Genomic DNA, 17,421 nt, shown 5'->3' on the forward strand with positions numbered 1-17,421 from the left:
AGTGCCTCGTCATGAGAATTGAGGGAACAATGCAAATGAACACATCACCTACGTCTTTGTCTCGCCTGATGATGGCTGGTACGTTGCTGCTGACAATGGGTCTGGCAACGAATGCCTCTGCAGGTGGAATTGCTTTAGGGGCTACCCGCGTCATTTATCCGCAGGGGGATAAACAGGTTTCATTACCGGTGATCAATTCGTCGGCAGACAATACGTTCTTAATACAATCATGGGTAGCCAACGTTGAGGGTATCAAGTCACCAGACTTTATCCTTACGCCACCGTTGTTTGTTATCCACCCTAAGAAAGAGAACACGCTGCGTATTATGTATATCGGCCCCGACCTTCCTGCCGATCGCGAAACTGTTTTCTATCTGAACAGCAAGGCTATTCCGTCTGTCGATAAAAATAAGCTTCAGGGCAATACGCTGCAAATAGCAACACAGAGTGTGATTAAGTTATTCATTCGCCCTAAGAAATTAACATCCCTTTCCGTGGATGCGCCCAAAACGCTGACGTGTCGGACAGAAAATGGAAAAGTCATCATAACGAATCCATCACCGTATTACGTATCGTTGGTGCAGTTCTTTGTTGGGGGAACCCGTCTTCCCAATTCAATGGTCGCACCTAAAAACACGTTGACGGTGGATATCCCCGGCGGCGGTTCCGGCAGTGTGAAATTCCAGACAGTGAATGATTTCGGCGCAAATACCCCTACGCAGATTTGTTCCCATTAACAACCTGAAATGAAATAGCAGACCTGCATTTTGTCTTCAAGGAAGGAAGTACTTAGCATTTACTGCAGGGAAAAGAGATGAAACGTAATACTTCACTGATTTTTAGCACATTTTCTTTAACATCCCTTACGCCAGTGGCGATGGCGATAGCAGGATTGCTATCGCCATCAGATGCAAGTGCAGAATATTTTTTCAACCCGGCATTTTTGTCTAGCGATCCCTCTGCCGTTGCTGACCTGTCGCGGTTTTCCACCAATGGCCAGGCACCAGGCGTTTATCGTGTCGATCTCTGGCTTAACGGGGCGTTTGTGGCGACTCGCGATATCACCTTTACGGCAAGAAATACCGCGTCGACGGCACAACCGCAGGCGGATGATACCGGTCTGACCGCCTGTTTATCAGCAAAAGCACTGGAAAACCTGGGCGTTAACCTTCAGGCGTTCCCTGCGCTGACGGCGGAAAAAACGGACAGCTGTATTGATATTGCGTCAATCATTCCCGCCTCATCAACCACCTTTGATTTTGAGCATCAGCGGCTGGATATCAGTATCCCGCAAGCCGCCCTGAGGAATAGCGCACGCGGATATATTCCGCCTGAACAATGGGATGAAGGCATTAATGCCCTCCTGCTGAATTATAACTTCACCGGCTCTCGTAGCCGCGATCGGGGGGAGAGCAACTCAACCAGTAAAAGCTATTTCCTCGGGCTTAACAGCGGGTTGAACCTTGGCCCGTGGCGGTTAAGGGATTACTCAAGCTGGAATTATCACAACAGCGATGACTCACGCAGCGACAACTGGCAGCACATTAATACCTATGTTGAACGCGCGGTCATTCCGCTGAAAGGAAGACTGACGCTGGGCGACAGCTACACCCCATCAGACGTATTTGACAGCCTCCCTTTTCGCGGTGCGCAAATCGCCTCTGATGACAATATGCTGCCCGATAGCCTGAAGGGTTTCGCGCCCACGATCCGGGGTATCGCAAAAAGCAATGCTCAGGTAACCATTAAGCAAAATGGCTACACCATTTATCAAAGCTATGTTCCACCGGGTGCATTTGCGATTAGCGACCTGTTTCCCACGTCCTCAAGCGGTGACCTCAGCGTTGAGGTAAAAGAATCTGACGGTAGCATCAACAGCTATTCCGTGCCTTATTCCACCGTTCCCGTACTCCAGCGTGAAGGCCGCGTAAAGTACGCATTAACAGCGGCCGAATACCGCAGCAGCAGCGATCAACAGGATGAGGTTAATTTCGTTCAGGGGTCTCTAATCTGGGGGCTTTCGCATGGCTTCACGCTGTATAGCGGATCGCAGATAACCAACAATTACCACTCGCTGGCATTCGGCACCGGCCTGAATATGGGTGAACTGGGCGCTATCTCTGCGGATGTGACTCACGCGAAGAGCACGCTGGCGGATGACAGCACGCATTCAGGGCAATCGATCCGTTTTCTGTATGCAAAATCCCTTAACGGCCTCGGCACTAACTTTCAGCTGCTGGGCTACCGGTACTCGACCTCGGGATTCTATTCCCTGGATGAAACAGCCTATAAGCAAATGCGCGGCTACACAGGTGACCCCGAGGACAACGATACCGAACAGCAAAATCCCTGGATGGATTATTACAATCTGTACTACACCAAGCGAGGAAAGGTTCAGTTCAACATCTCTCAGCAGCTTGGTCATGCAGGTTCGCTCTTTGTCACGGGCAGCCAACAGACCTACTGGCATACCGATGAAAAAAATACGCTACTCCAGGTAGGCTTTAGCGGGACCATTAAAGATGTGTCCTACAGCCTGTCCTACAACTACAACAAATCACCGGGCATGTCGAAAAGCGACGAGATTTACGCGCTGAATTTGTCGCTGCCATTGAGCCTGTGGCTGCGTCCACAAAACGATGTCAGCCAGAAGCATAACTATGCTTATGCCACCTACAACATCAGCACCGACAAAAAGGGTGAAACCTCGCAAAATGCCGGGATCAACGGCACATTGCTTGAGGATAACAACCTGAGCTACAGCGTTCAGGAAGGGTATTCAAGCCAGGGGACAAAATCACAAGGCTCCAGCAGCCTTGAATACGATAGCGCCTATGGCAATGCGAACGTGGGCTATAACTACAGCGGAAACGGCGACTACCAGCAGGTGAACTACGGTTTGAGCGGCGGCGTCATTGCTCACCGGAACGGCATCACCCTTAGCCAGCCGCTGGGTGATACCAACGTGCTGATTGCCGCTCCGGGCGCGAGTAACGTCAAGGTCGAGAACGAGCCAGGTATTCATACCGACTGGAGAGGCTATGCCGTGGTTCCCTACGCGTCCTCGTATCATCTCAACCGCATGGCACTGGACATCAACTCACTGGCTGACGATATGGATATCGATGATGCCGTAACCAATGTGGTCCCAACCCGTGGCGCGGTTGTGCGTGCAACCTTCAAAGCCCGGCCTGGTACGCGTGCGTTAATGACCTTAACCCATCGGGGCAAACCCGTTCCTTTCGGTGCCATGGTGTCACGTGATGACAATGGCAGCGATACGATTGTGGGTGAAGACGGAGAGGTCTATCTCTCTGGCCTGAGCCCGGCGGGAACGCTGAAAATTCAGTGGGGTGAAGGGTCAGACAAGCAATGTAGCGTGAAGTATCAATTACCTGAAAGTAAACAGCCGCTGCTGCGGTTGAAAACGGAGTGTATATAAATGAAATTATGGATGATTTTATTTTATGTGGTCGGGCTGGCATTCTCACCTTATGGAATAGCCGATATTTGTAAAAATGCTAACGGTGGCATCTCGATTGTTAACTATGATTTGACCACCACGCTGAACACCAATCAGAACATTAAAGGTGGCTCCACAGAGCTGGAAAAAAATCAGGATGTGCAGGTTAACGCCACCTGTCCACCGGGTGAGTGGGAAAAACGCACCTATCGCTCCTATTTGAGCCCTTTTCCGGTCGTCAAAACGGATGGTGAATGGAAATATCTCCAGCTTGACCCGGATTATATTATTGGCGCCATGAAAATAAATGACGCAACCATTGGTGAGTTTTATCCCCCCATTGAGTACGTTCACATGGGCGGCCACGATGAAGTGGATACCGGCGGCGTTTTCCCGGTCAACGATAATGACCTGATCTTTAAATTACAAATTGTCAGGCCTTTTATCGGCACCGTAGTTATCCCGCCAAAATTGATGTTCAATGTGTACGTCACCACGACGAATAACGATCGCCTGACCAATATTGTCTACCAGATTACCTACAGTGGCGTTATTACCGTGCCGCAAAACTGCGTCATTAATGCCGGGCAAACCGTGACGGTGGATCTGGGTTCTCTTTATCACGGTGATTTTACGCGCGCCGGGCAGATGCCGGACAACGCTCAGCCCAAAACCTTTAATGTGCCCATTGAATGTAATGCTGACGTGAACTCGCCGGCACAATTAACCTTGCGCGTTATGGGCACATCGGACCCTCGCTACCCGGAAGCGCTGGCATCGGATAATCCTGATGTTGCCGTCGTGGTTACCAGTGAGCAAGACAACATACTGAAACCGAATGTCTTTTCAAGTAGCGCACCTTTTACGACTGATGAGGCGGGCAAGGCCAACGTGACGCTGAAAGCATATCCTATCAGCACAACGGGCAATTCCCCGGAACTGGGCGTGTTCACCGCTCTGGCCTTGTTACGCGTTGATTTCGCATAAGGATTGGGTGATGAAAAAGCGCTATTTTCTCCTGTTTCTGCTGGCAAATCTGGCGTTGTCCTTACAGACCGCCAGAGCAGATAATGACAGTTTCAATGTTCAGTTTATCGGCACCATCGTGGGGGAGTCCTGCAACGTCGACACAGGCAGCGTTGAGCAGACGGTCGAACTCGGTGACTTTACCGCGGATGATTTCCCGTCGGTTGGCACCACAACGCCGGATACAAAGTTTGATATCACGTTGAAAGGTTGCACCCGCGCCATTAACGGCACCAAAGTTTGGTTTACCGGGAATGTGGATGCGAACAACCCGACATTGCTGGCACTTTCAGATAACGGAAAGGGAACGCCTGGCAGGATGGCAACGGGCCTCGGCGTCGAGCTACTGGATTCCAATCGCACCCCAATACCGATCAATAATACGGAGTCCTCGCTTTATCCGCTGCTGCCTGGGGATAACACGCTCACGTTTTATTTGCACTATAAATCCACGCTGCCCGTCGTGACGTCAGGAAATGCGACTGCCGTTATGTATTTTGACCTGCTTTATCAGTAAGGAATATGAATGAAACCGTTTCTCCGGTTATTTTTCTTCTGCATTATCCTGATGCACCTGGGCAGTGCGAGTACAATGGCGCACGACGGGACCGTTTATATTGTAGGTACCGTAAAAAGCAAAACCTGCATCATATCGCCTGATTCGGAAAATCTTATCGTTCGTATGAGCGACGTCGCCACAGGGCAATTTACGAACCAGAAAAATAATACGCCATGGGAACATTTTGCTATCAATCTTGAAAACTGCGGCGCAGGGTTGAATAACATCAGTACCCATTTTGAAGGCACACCCAATCAGGGCAACGCAGATTTGCTTTCGCTGACAGGCGGTCCGGGTTATGCCAGCGGCGTGGCTATCGGTATTTATAATCCGGACAAAACGCTTATACCGCTGGGCGATGAAAGCCAGCTGTTTACGCTGTCAAATAACCAGCTTACTGCCACCCTTGATTTTTATGCCCGTTATCTTGCTGACGGAGGCGCTGTATCGCCCGGAACAGCCAATGCTGCAGCAACCTTTATTTTGACTTATGCCTGATAACACCGTGATGAAACTGCGCATCCTGATCCCTGTTTTAGCCATCTTAACGTTCATCTCTTTTGCGCATGCAGGCGTCGTGATAGGGGGGACACGCTTCGTCTATCCTGAAAAACAGCACTCCATTACCGTTTCAGTGCGCAATAAATCCACGCTTCCCTGGCTGGTCAGCGCAAAAATTTATGCTGGCGGAAACTGGCCAGGGGCAACCTTTGCCCCACAGGCGACCTCGGCGCTTGTTGCAACGCCCGCGCTTTTTGCACTACAGGGCGGACGCGAAAATAGCATCAGGATTTTTCGTGCCGATGAGGGTTTGCCTGCTGACCGTGAAACGCTTTTCACCCTCAGCATCTCAACCATTCCAGCCAGTAAAACCAGCAGCGACAACGTGCAAATGGCCGTACGTTCAAGCTTCAAAGTGTTCTATCGCCCTGAGGGATTAAACGGCAATCCAGAAAACGCGTATCGGGAAATCCTCTGGTCATATTCAGCAAACCAGCTCGTGGTGAAGAACCCGACCCCCTACTACGTGACGCTCTTCCAGACGCGTATTAACAACAAATCCATTGATAACGCGGGCATCATTGCCCCTTTTAGCCAGCGAACAATGGACGAGTGCCAGAAGGCGCCTCGCTGCGAAATACGCTGGCAAACCATAAACGACTATGGCCGGGTTATGCCGCCCGTGGTTAACATCCTTAATCTGAAATGAGTACCCATCATGTTTTTCATAAAGCACCCCTTCCTCGTTCTGACCGTTTTCGTCACACTGACCGCACCGGCGCTGAGCCAGGCCGCTGAGTTTACCGCTGAGCAGAAGACGGAAATCGGCAAAATCGCCGAGGATTACTTTACCGCCCATCCGGAAAAAATGGGTGAAGCGATATCTATCTACCTGGCTAATCATCCTGAGTTTCTGGTTGCCGCGAGCGAAAACCTACGCCAAAGCCAGCAAGCGGCCGCACAAAAAATGAAAGAGATGCAGGACGCAGCCAAAAAAGCGCAGTAAAGCAAAATCAAAAGCCGGGCGGCCTACGCTCATCCGGCCTACAAAACCATTCCACCTTTTCCCCAAAAGCCCGGTAAGCGCAGCGCCACCGGGCAAGACCATTACTCCGGCAATAACCCGACAAAGCTGCGTTTTTTGCGTGGCTCCGACATCAGCTCCTCCAGCTTATCCACGCACGCGAGATAGTGCGGGGTTTGCTTATGCGCCAGCACCGCCTCTTCGTCTTTATAGGCTTCGTAGATAAAGAACCGGGTTTTCACCCTCGGGTCCTGCAATACGTCAAAACGCAGGTTCCCCGGCTCCTGGATTGCGCCCTCGTGGTTGGCGCGAAACACCTCCAGAAACTCGTCCACCCGCTCGGGCTTAATGTTGATCTCTACCAGCGTCACGTTCATTTTGCTTCTCCCTGTTTCTCTTCCTGCCAGAACTGGAACGCATCACGGGCATTCCAGCTATCGTGCACCACTTTCTTCACCGCCTTCAGCATGGCGAGCGGCGCGCTGGACTGGAAGATGTTGCGCCCCATGTCCACGCCGGACGCGCCCTGGTCTATCGCGCGCCAGCACATCTCCAGCGCCTCGTGCTCCGGCAGCTTTTTGCCCCCCGCGATAACGATCGGCACCGGGCAGCTGGCGGTCACTTTTTCAAAACCCTCATCCACGTAGTAGGTTTTGACGAACTGCGCCCCCATTTCGGCGGCGATGCGGCTGGCGAGAGAGAAATAGCGCGCGTCGCGCGCCATCTCTTTCCCCACGCCCGTTACCGCCAGCGTCGGCATGCCGTAGCGCGCCCCTGCATCGACAAGCTTGATGATGTTGTTGATCGACTGATGCTCAAACTCGCTTCCGATGTACACCTGCGCCGCCACCGCGCAGACGTTCAGGCGCAGGGCGTCTTCCATCGCCACCGCCACGCACTCGTTGGAAAGTTCACCCAGAATCGAGTTACCGCCGGAGGCGCGCAGCACCACCGGTTTGTTCGTCGCGGCGGGCACCTGGCTCCTGAGGATGCCGCGGGTACACATCAGCACGTCGGTTTCACCAAACAGCGGCGCGATAGAGAGGTCGATACGCTCAAGGCCGGTAGTCGGCCCCTGAAAGTAGCCGTGGTCAAAGGCCAGCATCACCGTGCGGTTGCTCTGCGGGTTGAAGATGCGCGCCAGCCGCGACTGCATGCCCCAGTCCAGCGAGCCGCAGCCCTTCAGGGTGAACGGCACATTTTGCTGCGGCGTGCCGATGCCAAAATCCTTGCCGTCTTTGATGTCGTCTAAATCAGCCATTTGCTCCCCCGTCAGAAATCGTATTTGCTGATGTTCTCTTTGGTGAACACCACGCGTTCCGGCAGCAGCACGATGCCGTTGCCCTTCGCCTCATACTGGTAGCCCTGCACGCTGTTCGGCTCGACCTTCAGCGTCCCGATATTTTTCACGTCTACGCTGTCGCCGACGTTAAGATCGCCTTTTTTCAGCAAACGATCGGCGACATTGACCGCAATTTTGCCCTGTTGCACCACGTCCCACAGGCCGAAGGCCTTCACCGTGCCGCGCTCAACGTACGGGCGCATCACGTTCGGCGTGCTGAACCCGACAATCGCCACGCCTTCCCGCTTCAGGTTTTCTGCCGCCTGCGCGGCAGCAGGAAGCGCGTTGGCGTCCGGGGCGACGATCGCATCCAGATCCGGATAGGCTTTTAAGATCCCTTCGGCGGTCTGCAACGATTTGGTGGCGTCGTTATAGCCAAACTGGGTGGTGACGATCTGCCACTGGGGATGGTCTTTCTCGATTTTGGCCTTCGCCTCTTTCACCCACTGGTTCTGATCGGTAACGGTCGGGCTGGAGTAGAAGAACGCCACTTTCGCGTTCGGTTTGGTGACCTGCTTGCCCGCCATCTCCACCAGCAGGCCGCCCAGCTGTTCCGGCGTGCCCTGGTTGATGTAGATGCTGCGGCACTCCGGTTTGGTGTCGGAATCCCAGGTCAGGACCTTGACGCCGCGCTGCATCGCGCGCTTCAGCGCCGGACACAACCCATCCGGCGACACGGCGGAGACGATAATGGCGTTATAGCCCTGGTTGACGAAGTTATTGATGAGCTGCACCTGGCCGGAGACGCTCGGCTCGGTTGGGCCGTCGTAGGTCACGTCCACGCCAAGATCTTTCCCCGCCTCTTTCGCACCGTTGCCGCCGCTGGTGAAGAATCCCACGCCCACCAGCTTCGGGATAAAGGCAATGCGGTCCGCCGCCTGCGCCGAAGCGAAGCTGAGGGCCATTGCCAGGACGAGCAGTTTTGTTTTCATCTTACGCTCCGGATAGTTTTCTAAAGAGAGATCGCACCCATTCGCGGTGCAGACTCAGCGAACGCCCCATCACCACCACAACCAGCAGCGCCCCCGACAGCGCGCTCGACACCTGGTTGGGGATGCCGACCATCTGTAAACCCTGTTGCAGATACCCCACCAGCAGCGCCGCCAGCGCCGTACCGACAACCGAACCTGACCCGCCGTAGATATTGGCTCCGCCGAGCACGGCGGCGGTGAGCGCAGGCATTAATAGATCGCGCCCCAGATCCGAACGCGCGGAGCCGAAATAGGAGACCATCACCAGCGCGGCAATCGCCGAGGCCACGCCCACCAGGCCGTACAGCACGTAGGGCATGCCGTTCACCGGCAGCGCCGCATAGCGCGCCGCGCGCGGGTTCTGCCCAATAAGGAACAGATGACGGCCAAAGCGCCCGCGGTGGGTAATGAGCCAGAAGAAGACGGTGATTACCGCGAACAAGACCAATGGGATCGGCAGACCCAACACCGTGAGGTTAGCGAACGCCGTGAAGCTGTCCGGGAAGCCGCCGATGCCCTCGTAGCCCGTCGCGCCCGCCATGCCGGAGAGCAGCAGCGCGCCGCCACCGTAGAGGTAGAGCGTGCCGAGGGTAATGACCAGCGGGCTGATGCCGGTGTAGTGGATCAGCGCCGCATTCACCAGCCCGCACAGCAGACCCAGCAGCAGCGTAAGCGGAACAGCGACCGCCATCGGCCACCCGGCCTGCATCATCACCCCCAGCGCAATCGCGCACAGGCCGATGGTCGAGCCGAGGGAGATGTCGATCCCGCCGCTGACGATCACCAGCGTCAGCGGCAGCGCCACAATGCCGATGCAGATGAAGTCGCTGGTGCTGAACAGCAGCATGTTGACGTCGAGCATGCGCGGGTTGATGGCGCCAAAGAACAGGATCTCCAGCACCAGCAAAATGAGCAGCGCGCTTTCCCAGTTAAGCCTCATTTACGCCACCTCTTTTTTACGTTTGGGAAAGGGGGTGACGTGCTTTCCCCCTCTGTTGCCCGGCTGGAAACGACCGTACTTCAGCGCCCGCTGATGCCGCGCCAGCGCCTGACGCAGACGCCCGTCGAGCACCAGCACGCCCAGCAGCACCAGCCCGGCGATAAAGTCGTTCCACCAGGCCGGAAGCCTGAACAGCACCAGCACGGTGTCGATTTGCGTCAGGAAGAACGCACCGAGCAGCGCGCCGATCAGCGTGCCCGTTCCGCCCAGCAGTGAAATGCCCCCCAGTACGCAGGCGGCGATGGCCTTCATCTCCAGCCCGCTGCCGGTCTGGTTGGGCACGAAGCCAATCTGTGCGGCAAAGACAATCCCGGCGCAGGCCGCCAGCATGCCGTTGAGGGTAAAGGCGATCATGCGGGTGCGATTCACCGCCACGCCCAGCTGGCGCGCGGCGGCGAGGTTATCCCCCACCGCGTAGAAATCACGCCCGAACGCGGTGCGCGACAGCGTCCACGCGCCGGTGACCACGATAATCAACACCACCATGCCAAGGGGCGACACGCCGATGGCCGCAGGCTCAGAGAGGGATTTCAACCCCGGCGGCAGCCCTTCAATCCACTTTCCGCCCGTCCAGAGCAGCATCGCTCCACGGTACAGCCCCAGCGTGCCGAGGGTGGCGACAATCGCCGGGATGCGTAATCCCACCACCAGAAAACCGTTGAATGCCCCCGCCAGCGCGCCAACTGACAGCGCGAAGAGAATGGAAAGGGGCAGGCTGTAGCCACTGTTCAGCGCCACGCCGACGGCGATGGCGGACAGCCCGACGGTCGACCCCACGGAGACGTCGATATTGCGGGTCAGCATCACCAGCGCCGCGCCGATCGCCAGCAGGATCAGGATCTGCGAGCTGGCGAAGATCATCCCCAGCGTCTGCAAACTCAGGTACGACGGATTGAGCGCCACCAGCACGGCGAACAGCGCCAGTATGGCGAGAAACGCGCTCAGCTCGCGGTTTTTCAGTAAGATCTTCATGATTGCCCTCCAAACGCCAGCGCCATCATGCGATCGAGGCTGACGGCATGGCGCGGCAGCTCGCCGCTGAGTACGCCCTGATGCATCACCAGCACGCGATCGGCAAGGCCCGGAAACTCATCGAGATCGCTTGAGATCATCAGCACCGCCACGTTCTGCGCCGCCACGCTTTTGATAAGCTGGTAGATATCGGCGCGCGCCGAGACGTCCACGCCGCGCGTCGGTTCATCGACGATCAGCAGTAACGGGTTGGCCTCCAGACAGCGTGCCAGCAGCACCTTCTGCTGGTTGCCGCCGGAGAGCGTGCGCACGGTTTGATCCGCATGGTTGAGCTTGATCCCCAGCGCCCGGTGATAGCGCTCCACCACCGCGGACTCTCTTTTCCGCTGCTGCCAGAGCGACGGCTCGTTCAGCGCCACGGTGTTCCAGCGGATCGGCGCGTCGAGGAACAGGCCGGACACCTGCCTGTCTTCCGGCAGGTAGACCAGGCCTTTGTCCAGACGTGAACTTACCGGTGCGGCGGTGATGTCCTGATTCTCCAGCCAGACGCGCCCCCCGCGCACAGGCCGCAGGCCATAGAGCGTTTCGGCAAACTCGGTGCGCCCGGAGCCTACCAACCCGGCCAGGCCGACGATCTCCCCGGCGTAGATCTCAAGGCTGAGATCGATAAACCCTTCCCCGGTAAGATCCTCCACCCGCAGCACCGGAAAGTCCTGCGGCTGGGTGCGACGATTGCCCGGCAGCGCCAGCCACAGCTTTTGCGTATCGCTGAGGGATTTCTCGCGGCTTACCGGCGTCATGGCGGCGATCAGGGCGTTATCGTCGAACTGCGCGGCTTCACCGCTGAGCACCACCGCGCCGTCGCGCATCACCGAGACGTGGCTCGACAGCATGCGAATTTCCGGCAGCTTGTGCGAGATAAAAACGATCCCGACGCCGAGCGCCTGCAGGGCGCGGATCTGACGAAACAGCCGTTCGGTTTCGCCCGGCGTGAGGGAGGCCGTGGGCTCGTCGAGCATCAGGATCCTGGCGTTGCGCATTAATCCGCGCAGGATCTCTACCATCTGCTGATCCGCCACTTCCAGGGTGCTGGCGGCGGCGTCGAGGTTCAGCCGGCACTGCAGCTGCTCAAGTTTCTCCGCCAGCCGCTTTTCCCGATCGCGTTCGCGCGGCAGGCGGAACAGGATGTTTTCCCGCACCGTCAGGTTGGGGAACAGCAGCGGCTCCTGCGGCACGAGGTAAATGCCGAGCGTGTGCGCCTGCACGGGCGTCAGCCGCGCATATGACTGCCCCTCGACGGAAAGTTCACCCTCATCCGGCGTCTCGACTCCGGCGATGATCTTCATCAGCGTCGATTTTCCCGCGCCGTTCCCGCCCATCAGCGCGTGCACCTGGCCCGCAAGCAGCGTGAAATCAATGCCTTTTAGAACCGGCACGCCTGAGAACTGCTTGCTGATATTCCGCGCGTCGAGAAGTGGTATCATCATCGCTCCGCTATTGAACAAATGATTTTTAGATTTAATAATGTTCAAAAGCGTAGACGGTGAACTATATTTACAACCGTGCAGGGATCACAGTTTTATCGATTGGGATTCAGATAAACCAGAAACGATCGAAATGATCCGTTTTGTCGCGTGGCTCACACTTTCCCTCCGCGTCATCACGAACATATGATCTAAATTTTTATAAGAGTTCAACTATGAGCGATAAACGCACTGCGGAAGAAGGACGGTTTGCCGGGCTGGCGCTGGCGGAAGAGGAGCTGGTGGCGCGCGTGGCCTGGTGCTACTACCACGACGGGCTGACCCAGAACGATATCGGCGAGCGGCTCGGGCTGCCGCGATTAAAAATCTCCCGCCTGCTGGAGAAAGGCCGCCAGTCCGGGGTGATCCGCGTGCAGATTAACTCCCGGTACGAGGGCTGCCTGTCGCTGGAAACCGAGCTGCAGCAGCGCTTTGGCCTGAAGCTGGTGCGCGTGATGCCTGCCCTAAATACGCCGCCGATGAACGTGCGGTTAGGCATTGGCGCGGCGCAGTCGCTGATGGGCGTGCTGGAACCCGGCCAGCTGCTGGCGGTGGGGTTCGGTGAAACCACCATGAGCAGCCTGCAGCACCTGAGCGGCTTTATCAGCTCGCAGCAGATCCGCCTCGTGACGCTCTCCGGCGGCGTCGGGCCGTACATGACCGGTATCGGCCAGCTGGACGCGGCCTGCAGCGTCAGCATGATCCCCGCCCCGCTTCGCGTGTCTTCCGCCGAAGTGGCCGGGATCTTAAAACGCGAGACCAGCGTGCGGGACGTGATCCTCGCCGCCACCGCAGCCGACGTGGCGGTAGTTGGTATTGGTTCAGTAAACCAGCGCCGTGACGCCACGATCCTGCGCTCCGGCTATATCAGCGAAGGTGAACAGCTGATGTACGCCCGCAAAGGGGCGGTCGGCGACATTCTCGGCTATTTCCTCAATGCCGAAGGGGAGTGCGTTGAGGAGCTGGAGATCCACAAAGAATTACTCGGCGTCTCGCTTGATGAGCTGGCGCAGCTGCCCACCATCGTTGGCGTGGCCGGCGGGGAAGAGAAAGCCGATGCGATTTATGCCGCACTGAAGGGTCGCCGTATCAATGGCCTGGTGACGGAAGAGACGACAGCCCGCGCGGTGCTGGCTCTGGCCAAATAAGAGCCCGCCCTGCGCTAACAGCGAGGCAAGCTCATGAGTTACCTTTTAGCGTTAGATGCAGGGACCGGCAGCGTTCGCGCCGTGATTTTCGATTTGCAGGGCAACCAGATTGCCGTCGGCCAGGCCGAGTGGAAGCACCTGAGCGTGGAGAACGTGCCGGGCTCGATGGAGTTCGACCTCGACACCAACTGGCAGCTGGCCTGCCGGTGCATTCATCAGGCGCTGGAGCGTGCGCGCCTGAGCGCGGCAGATATTCAGTCCGTCGCCTGCTGTTCGATGCGCGAAGGGATCGTGCTGTACGACCGTAACGGCGAGGCCATCTGGGCCTGCGCCAACGTCGACGCCCGCGCCAGCCGCGAGGTGGCCGAACTCAAAGAGATCCACGATGACCGTTTTGAATCCGAAGTGTATGAGGTCTCCGGCCAGACGCTGGCGCTGAGCGCCATGCCGCGCCTGCTGTGGCTGGCGCACCACCGTCCGGATATTTACCGCAGGGCCGCGACTATCACCATGATCAGCGACTGGCTGGCGGCGAAGCTCTCCGGCGAGCTGGCGGTCGACCCGTCGAACGCGGGCACCACCGGCATGCTGGATCTCTTCTCCCGCGACTGGCGTCCGGCGCTTCTCGACATGGCCGGGCTGCGCGCCGATATCCTCTCCCCGGTGAAAGAGACCGGCACCGTACTGGGTGCTATAACCCGGGAGGCCGCGCAGCAGAGCGGCCTGCGCGAAGGCACGCCGGTAGTGATGGGCGGCGGCGACGTGCAGCTGGGCTGTCTGGGGCTGGGCGTGGTCCGCGCTGGACAAACGGCGGTGCTGGGCGGCACCTTCTGGCAGCAGGTGGTCAATCTGCCGCAGGTACGCACCGACCCCGACATGAACATCCGCGTGAATCCGCACGTCATCCCCGGCATGGTCCAGGCGGAGTCGATCAGCTTCTTTACCGGGCTGACCATGCGCTGGTTCCGCGACGCCTTCTGCGCGGAGGAAAAGCTGATTGCCGAGCGGATGGGGATGGACACCTATTCCCTGCTGGAAGAGATGGCCAGCCGGGTGCCGGCGGGCTCCCACGGGGTAATGCCAATCTTCTCCGACGCCATGCATTTCAAGCAGTGGTACCACGCCGCGCCGTCGTTTATTAACCTCTCCATCGACCCGGAAAAATGCAATAAAGCGACGCTGTTCCGCGCCCTGGAAGAGAACGCGGCGATTGTTTCGGCCTGCAACCTGGCGCAGATTTCACGCTTTTCCGGCGTGACGTTTGAGAGCCTGGTGTTTGCGGGCGGCGGGTCAAAAGGTGCCCTGTGGAGCCAGATTTTAAGCGACGTCACGGGCCTGCCGGTGCGCGTGCCGGAAGTCAAAGAGGCAACGGCGCTGGGCTGCGCGATTGCCGCGGGTACGGGCGCGGGGCTGTTTGCGGATATGGCCTCGACGGGCGAGCGGCTGGTGAAATGGAGCCGCGAGTTCACGCCAAACCCGGCGCACCGCGAGCTGTACGACAGCATGATGCAGAAATGGCAGGCGGTATATGCGGACCAGCTCGGGCTGGTGGACAGCGGACTGACCACGTCGATGTGGCAGGCGCCGGGGCTGGTGCGGGCAGCGGCGCCGTAAATAACGCCGGATAGCGCTACGCTTATCTGTCCTGGGGTTTTGTAGCCCCGGTAAGCGCAGCGCCACCGGGGAAGTTCTTTGAGATCTATCACAATCATTCGATCCCGCTTTTACCTTTCCGCTGCCGCTGGCTAAATTAGTAACTCATCCGACCACATAACAATAATTTTCCACTGGAAGAGACTATGAGCCGCTACCCGTCGTTATTCGCCCCTCTCGATCTGGGGTTCACCACACTCAAAAACCGCGTGTTGATGGGCTCGATGCACACCGGGCTCGAGGAACATCCTGACGGGGCCGAGCGTCTGGCGGCTTTCTATGCCGAGCGCGCGCGCCACGGGGTGGCGCTGATTGTCACCGGCGGCGTGGCCCCTTCCCCTTCCGGCGTCGGCATGGAGGGCGGTGCGGTGCTGAACGATGCAGCACAGCTGCCGCATCACCGCATTGTGACCGACGCGGTACACAACGAGGGCGGTAAAATCGCCCTGCAAATTCTGCACACCGGACGCTACAGCTATCAGCCGAATCTGGTTGCGCCATCGGCCATTCAGGCGCCGATTAACCGCTTCACTCCGCATGCTCTGAGCCACGACGAGATCCTGGCGCTGATTGACGACTTCGCCCGCTGCGCCGCGCTGGCGCGTGAAGCGGGCTATGACGGCGTTGAGGTGATGGGCTCCGAAGGCTACCTGATTAACGAGTTCCTCGCCGCCCGCACCAACCAGCGCGACGACGAATGGGGCGGCGACTATGCCCGCCGGATGCGCTTTGCCGTGGAGGTGGTGCGCGCGGTACGTGAACGTGCGGGTGCGGACTTTATCATCATCTTCCGCCTGTCGATGCTCGACCTGGTGGAGGGCGGCGGGACGTTTGACGAAACCGTGCAGCTGGCGCAGGCGATAGAAGCCGCGGGGGCCACCATTATCAACACCGGCATCGGCTGGCACGAGGCGCGCATCCCGACCATCGCCACGCCGGTGCCGCGCGCGGCGTTCAGCTGGGTAACGCGCAGGCTGAAAGGCAAAGTGTCCGTTCCGCTGGTCACCACCAACCGCATTAACGATCCGCAGGTGGCGGACGATGTGATTTCGCGCGGCGATGCCGACATGGTCTCTATGGCGCGCCCGTTCCTGGCCGATGCCGAGCTGCTGTCCAAAGCGCAAAGCGGCCGTGCGGATGAGATCAACACCTGCATCGGCTGTAATCAGGCCTGTCTGGATCAGATCTTCGTCGGGAAGGTCACCTCCTGCCTGGTTAACCCCCGCGCCTGCCATGAAACCAAAATGCCGATCGTTCCGGCGGTCAATAAAAAACGCCTGGCCGTCGTGGGCGCTGGCCCGGCAGGCCTGGCGTTTGCGGTCAATGCCGCCTCGCGCGGGCACGGCGTGACGCTGTTTGATGCGTTGGGAGAGATTGGCGGGCAGTTTAATATCGCCAAACAGATCCCCGGCAAAGAGGAGTTCTACGAAACGCTGCGCTACTACCGCCGGATGATCGAGCTGACGGGCGTCGAGCTGCGGCTTAACCAGTTTGTCCACGCGGCGGATCTGACTGATTTCGATGAGGTGATCCTGGCGAGCGGGATCGTACCGCGCACGCCTGCGATCGAGGGTATCGATCATCCAAAAGTGCTGAGCTATCTCGACGTGCTGCGTGACAAAGCGCCGGTTGGCGAGAAGGTGGCGATTATCGGCTGCGGCGGGATCGGTTTTGACACCGCGATGTATTTGAGCCAGCCGGGCGAAGCCACCAGCCAGAACATTGCCGAATTCTGCGTGGAATGGGGTATCGACACCAGCCTCAGCCAGTCCGGCGGCCTGCGACCCGAAGGGCCACAGCTGCCGAAAAGCCCGCGCCAGATCGTGATGCTGCAGCGTAAAGCCAGCAAACCGGGCGAAGGGCTGGGGAAAACCACCGGCTGGATCCACCGCGCCACCCTGCTCTCGCGCGGGGTGAAGATGATCCCGGCGGTGAGCTACCAGAAGATCGACGACGACGGGCTGCACGTCACGATCGGCGGCGAGCCGCAGCTGCTGCGCGTGGATCATGTGATTTTGTGTGCCGGGCAGGATCCGAAGCGGGATCTGGCGGATCCGCTGCGCGAGGCCGGTAAAACGGTGCATCTGATCGGCGGGTGCGACGTGGCGATGGAGCTGGATGCGCGGCGCGCGATTGCGCAGGGGACAAAATTAGCTCTGATGATCTAGAACATTGCCGGGCGGCGCTGCGCTTGCCCGGCCTACGGGTCCGAGGCCATTGTAGGCCCGGTAAGCGCAGC

16 protein-coding genes are annotated in these 17,421 nt (G+C 58.0%); 10 read left to right on the top strand and 6 right to left on the bottom strand.

Going from position 1 to position 17,421, the window contains the following annotated elements; all coding sequences use genetic code 11:
- Positions 1-29 precede the first annotated feature (29 nt).
- The 7 genes from L362_RS07575 (at position 30) to L362_RS07545 (ending at position 6,555) form a co-directional block, all read left to right on the top strand.
- Positions 30-737 (top strand): fimbria/pilus periplasmic chaperone, encoded by a 708-nt coding sequence (locus L362_RS07575; protein ID WP_008503169.1) that lies wholly within the window; start codon positions 30-32, stop codon positions 735-737.
- A gap of 77 nt (positions 738-814) precedes the next feature.
- On the top strand, positions 815-3,442 hold the full coding sequence (locus L362_RS07570; protein ID WP_023344947.1) for a fimbrial biogenesis usher protein: 2,628 nt from the start codon (positions 815-817) through the stop codon (positions 3,440-3,442).
- Positions 3,443-4,450 (top strand): fimbrial protein, encoded by a 1,008-nt coding sequence (locus L362_RS07565; RefSeq protein ID WP_008503167.1) that lies wholly within the window; start codon positions 3,443-3,445, stop codon positions 4,448-4,450.
- A 10-nt stretch (positions 4,451-4,460) separates the two neighbouring features.
- On the top strand, positions 4,461-5,006 hold the full coding sequence (locus tag L362_RS07560; protein ID WP_023344948.1) for a fimbrial protein: 546 nt from the start codon (positions 4,461-4,463) through the stop codon (positions 5,004-5,006).
- Between the two features lie 9 nt (positions 5,007-5,015).
- Positions 5,016-5,546, top strand: coding sequence for a fimbrial protein (locus L362_RS07555; RefSeq protein WP_023294617.1), 531 nt, complete (start codon positions 5,016-5,018; stop codon positions 5,544-5,546).
- Positions 5,547-5,556: 10 nt separating this feature from the next.
- On the top strand, positions 5,557-6,258 hold the full coding sequence (locus L362_RS07550) for a fimbria/pilus periplasmic chaperone (protein WP_050583071.1): 702 nt from the start codon (positions 5,557-5,559) through the stop codon (positions 6,256-6,258).
- 9 nt (positions 6,259-6,267) lie between these two features.
- Positions 6,268-6,555, top strand: a complete 288-nt coding sequence (locus L362_RS07545; protein WP_021242358.1) for a hypothetical protein — start codon at positions 6,268-6,270, stop codon at positions 6,553-6,555.
- Positions 6,556-6,656: 101 nt separating this feature from the next.
- On the opposite strand, the gene lsrG is transcribed toward L362_RS07545, so the two are convergent.
- The 6 genes from lsrG to lsrA are packed head-to-tail and all read right to left on the bottom strand — an operon-like array spanning position 6,657 to position 12,342.
- Positions 6,657-6,950 (bottom strand): (4S)-4-hydroxy-5-phosphonooxypentane-2,3-dione isomerase, encoded by a 294-nt coding sequence (gene lsrG, locus L362_RS07540; protein ID WP_008503162.1) that lies wholly within the window; start codon positions 6,948-6,950, stop codon positions 6,657-6,659.
- Positions 6,947-7,834, bottom strand: coding sequence for a 3-hydroxy-5-phosphonooxypentane-2,4-dione thiolase (gene lsrF / locus L362_RS07535; RefSeq protein WP_023344950.1), 888 nt, complete (start codon positions 7,832-7,834; stop codon positions 6,947-6,949). The genes lsrG and lsrF overlap by 4 nt, the downstream gene beginning before the upstream one ends.
- 11 nt (positions 7,835-7,845) lie before the next feature.
- Positions 7,846-8,847 (bottom strand): autoinducer 2 ABC transporter substrate-binding protein LsrB, encoded by a 1,002-nt coding sequence (gene lsrB / locus L362_RS07530; protein WP_023326137.1) that lies wholly within the window; start codon positions 8,845-8,847, stop codon positions 7,846-7,848.
- A 1-nt stretch (position 8,848) separates the two neighbouring features.
- The gene (gene lsrD / locus L362_RS07525) at positions 8,849-9,826 is read right to left on the bottom strand and encodes an autoinducer 2 ABC transporter permease LsrD (protein ID WP_023344951.1); all 978 of its coding nucleotides are present in this window, start codon (positions 9,824-9,826) and stop codon (positions 8,849-8,851) included.
- Positions 9,827-10,858, bottom strand: a complete 1,032-nt coding sequence (gene lsrC / locus L362_RS07520; protein ID WP_023344952.1) for an autoinducer 2 ABC transporter permease LsrC — start codon at positions 10,856-10,858, stop codon at positions 9,827-9,829. It abuts the gene before it with no gap.
- Entirely contained in the window at positions 10,855-12,342 is a 1,488-nt protein-coding gene (gene lsrA / locus L362_RS07515; RefSeq protein ID WP_023344953.1) for an autoinducer 2 ABC transporter ATP-binding protein LsrA, read from the bottom strand. Before lsrA ends, lsrC begins: the two co-directional genes overlap by 4 nt.
- A 215-nt stretch (positions 12,343-12,557) precedes the next feature.
- On the opposite strand from lsrA, the gene lsrR reads away from it, so the two are divergent.
- The 3 genes from lsrR to L362_RS07500 all read left to right on the top strand — a co-directional run bounded on the left by lsrR (position 12,558) and on the right by L362_RS07500 (position 17,350).
- Positions 12,558-13,529: a transcriptional regulator LsrR gene (gene lsrR / locus L362_RS07510; protein WP_008503156.1), complete on the top strand. Its 972-nt coding sequence runs from the start codon at positions 12,558-12,560 to the stop codon at positions 13,527-13,529.
- Positions 13,530-13,562: 33 nt separating this feature from the next.
- Positions 13,563-15,143 carry an autoinducer-2 kinase gene (gene lsrK / locus L362_RS07505; protein ID WP_023344954.1) on the top strand — a complete coding sequence of 527 codons (1,581 nt, stop codon included), beginning with the start codon at positions 13,563-13,565 and terminating at the stop codon, positions 15,141-15,143.
- Between the two features lie 185 nt (positions 15,144-15,328).
- A complete protein-coding gene (locus L362_RS07500; protein ID WP_023344955.1) occupies positions 15,329-17,350 on the top strand; it encodes an NADPH-dependent 2,4-dienoyl-CoA reductase in 2,022 nt (673 codons plus the stop codon).
- Positions 17,351-17,421 lie beyond the last annotated feature (71 nt).

This window comes from Enterobacter sp. MGH 16, from assembly GCF_000493175.1.
Taxonomy (GTDB): Bacteria; Pseudomonadota; Gammaproteobacteria; order Enterobacterales; family Enterobacteriaceae; genus Enterobacter; species Enterobacter roggenkampii.

Excerpts from the sequence above, each read along its gene's own strand:
- L362_RS07575 (WP_008503169.1), top strand. The coding sequence starts at position 30 with ATGCAAATGAACACATCACCTACGTCTTTGTCTCGCCTGATGATGGCT.
- L362_RS07570 (WP_023344947.1), top strand. The coding sequence starts at position 815 with ATGAAACGTAATACTTCACTGATTTTTAGCACATTTTCTTTAACATCC.
- L362_RS07565 (WP_008503167.1), top strand. The coding sequence starts at position 3,443 with ATGAAATTATGGATGATTTTATTTTATGTGGTCGGGCTGGCATTCTCA.
- L362_RS07560 (WP_023344948.1), top strand. The coding sequence starts at position 4,461 with ATGAAAAAGCGCTATTTTCTCCTGTTTCTGCTGGCAAATCTGGCGTTG.
- L362_RS07555 (WP_023294617.1), top strand. The coding sequence starts at position 5,016 with ATGAAACCGTTTCTCCGGTTATTTTTCTTCTGCATTATCCTGATGCAC.
- L362_RS07550 (WP_050583071.1), top strand. The coding sequence starts at position 5,557 with ATGAAACTGCGCATCCTGATCCCTGTTTTAGCCATCTTAACGTTCATC.
- L362_RS07545 (WP_021242358.1), top strand. The coding sequence starts at position 6,268 with ATGTTTTTCATAAAGCACCCCTTCCTCGTTCTGACCGTTTTCGTCACA.
- lsrG (WP_008503162.1), bottom strand. The coding sequence starts at position 6,950 with ATGAACGTGACGCTGGTAGAGATCAACATTAAGCCCGAGCGGGTGGAC.
- lsrF (WP_023344950.1), bottom strand. The coding sequence starts at position 7,834 with ATGGCTGATTTAGACGACATCAAAGACGGCAAGGATTTTGGCATCGGC.
- lsrB (WP_023326137.1), bottom strand. The coding sequence starts at position 8,847 with ATGAAAACAAAACTGCTCGTCCTGGCAATGGCCCTCAGCTTCGCTTCG.
- lsrD (WP_023344951.1), bottom strand. The coding sequence starts at position 9,826 with ATGAGGCTTAACTGGGAAAGCGCGCTGCTCATTTTGCTGGTGCTGGAG.
- lsrC (WP_023344952.1), bottom strand. The coding sequence starts at position 10,858 with ATGAAGATCTTACTGAAAAACCGCGAGCTGAGCGCGTTTCTCGCCATA.
- lsrA (WP_023344953.1), bottom strand. The coding sequence starts at position 12,342 with ATGATACCACTTCTCGACGCGCGGAATATCAGCAAGCAGTTCTCAGGC.
- lsrR (WP_008503156.1), top strand. The coding sequence starts at position 12,558 with ATGAGCGATAAACGCACTGCGGAAGAAGGACGGTTTGCCGGGCTGGCG.
- lsrK (WP_023344954.1), top strand. The coding sequence starts at position 13,563 with ATGAGTTACCTTTTAGCGTTAGATGCAGGGACCGGCAGCGTTCGCGCC.
- L362_RS07500 (WP_023344955.1), top strand. The coding sequence starts at position 15,329 with ATGAGCCGCTACCCGTCGTTATTCGCCCCTCTCGATCTGGGGTTCACC.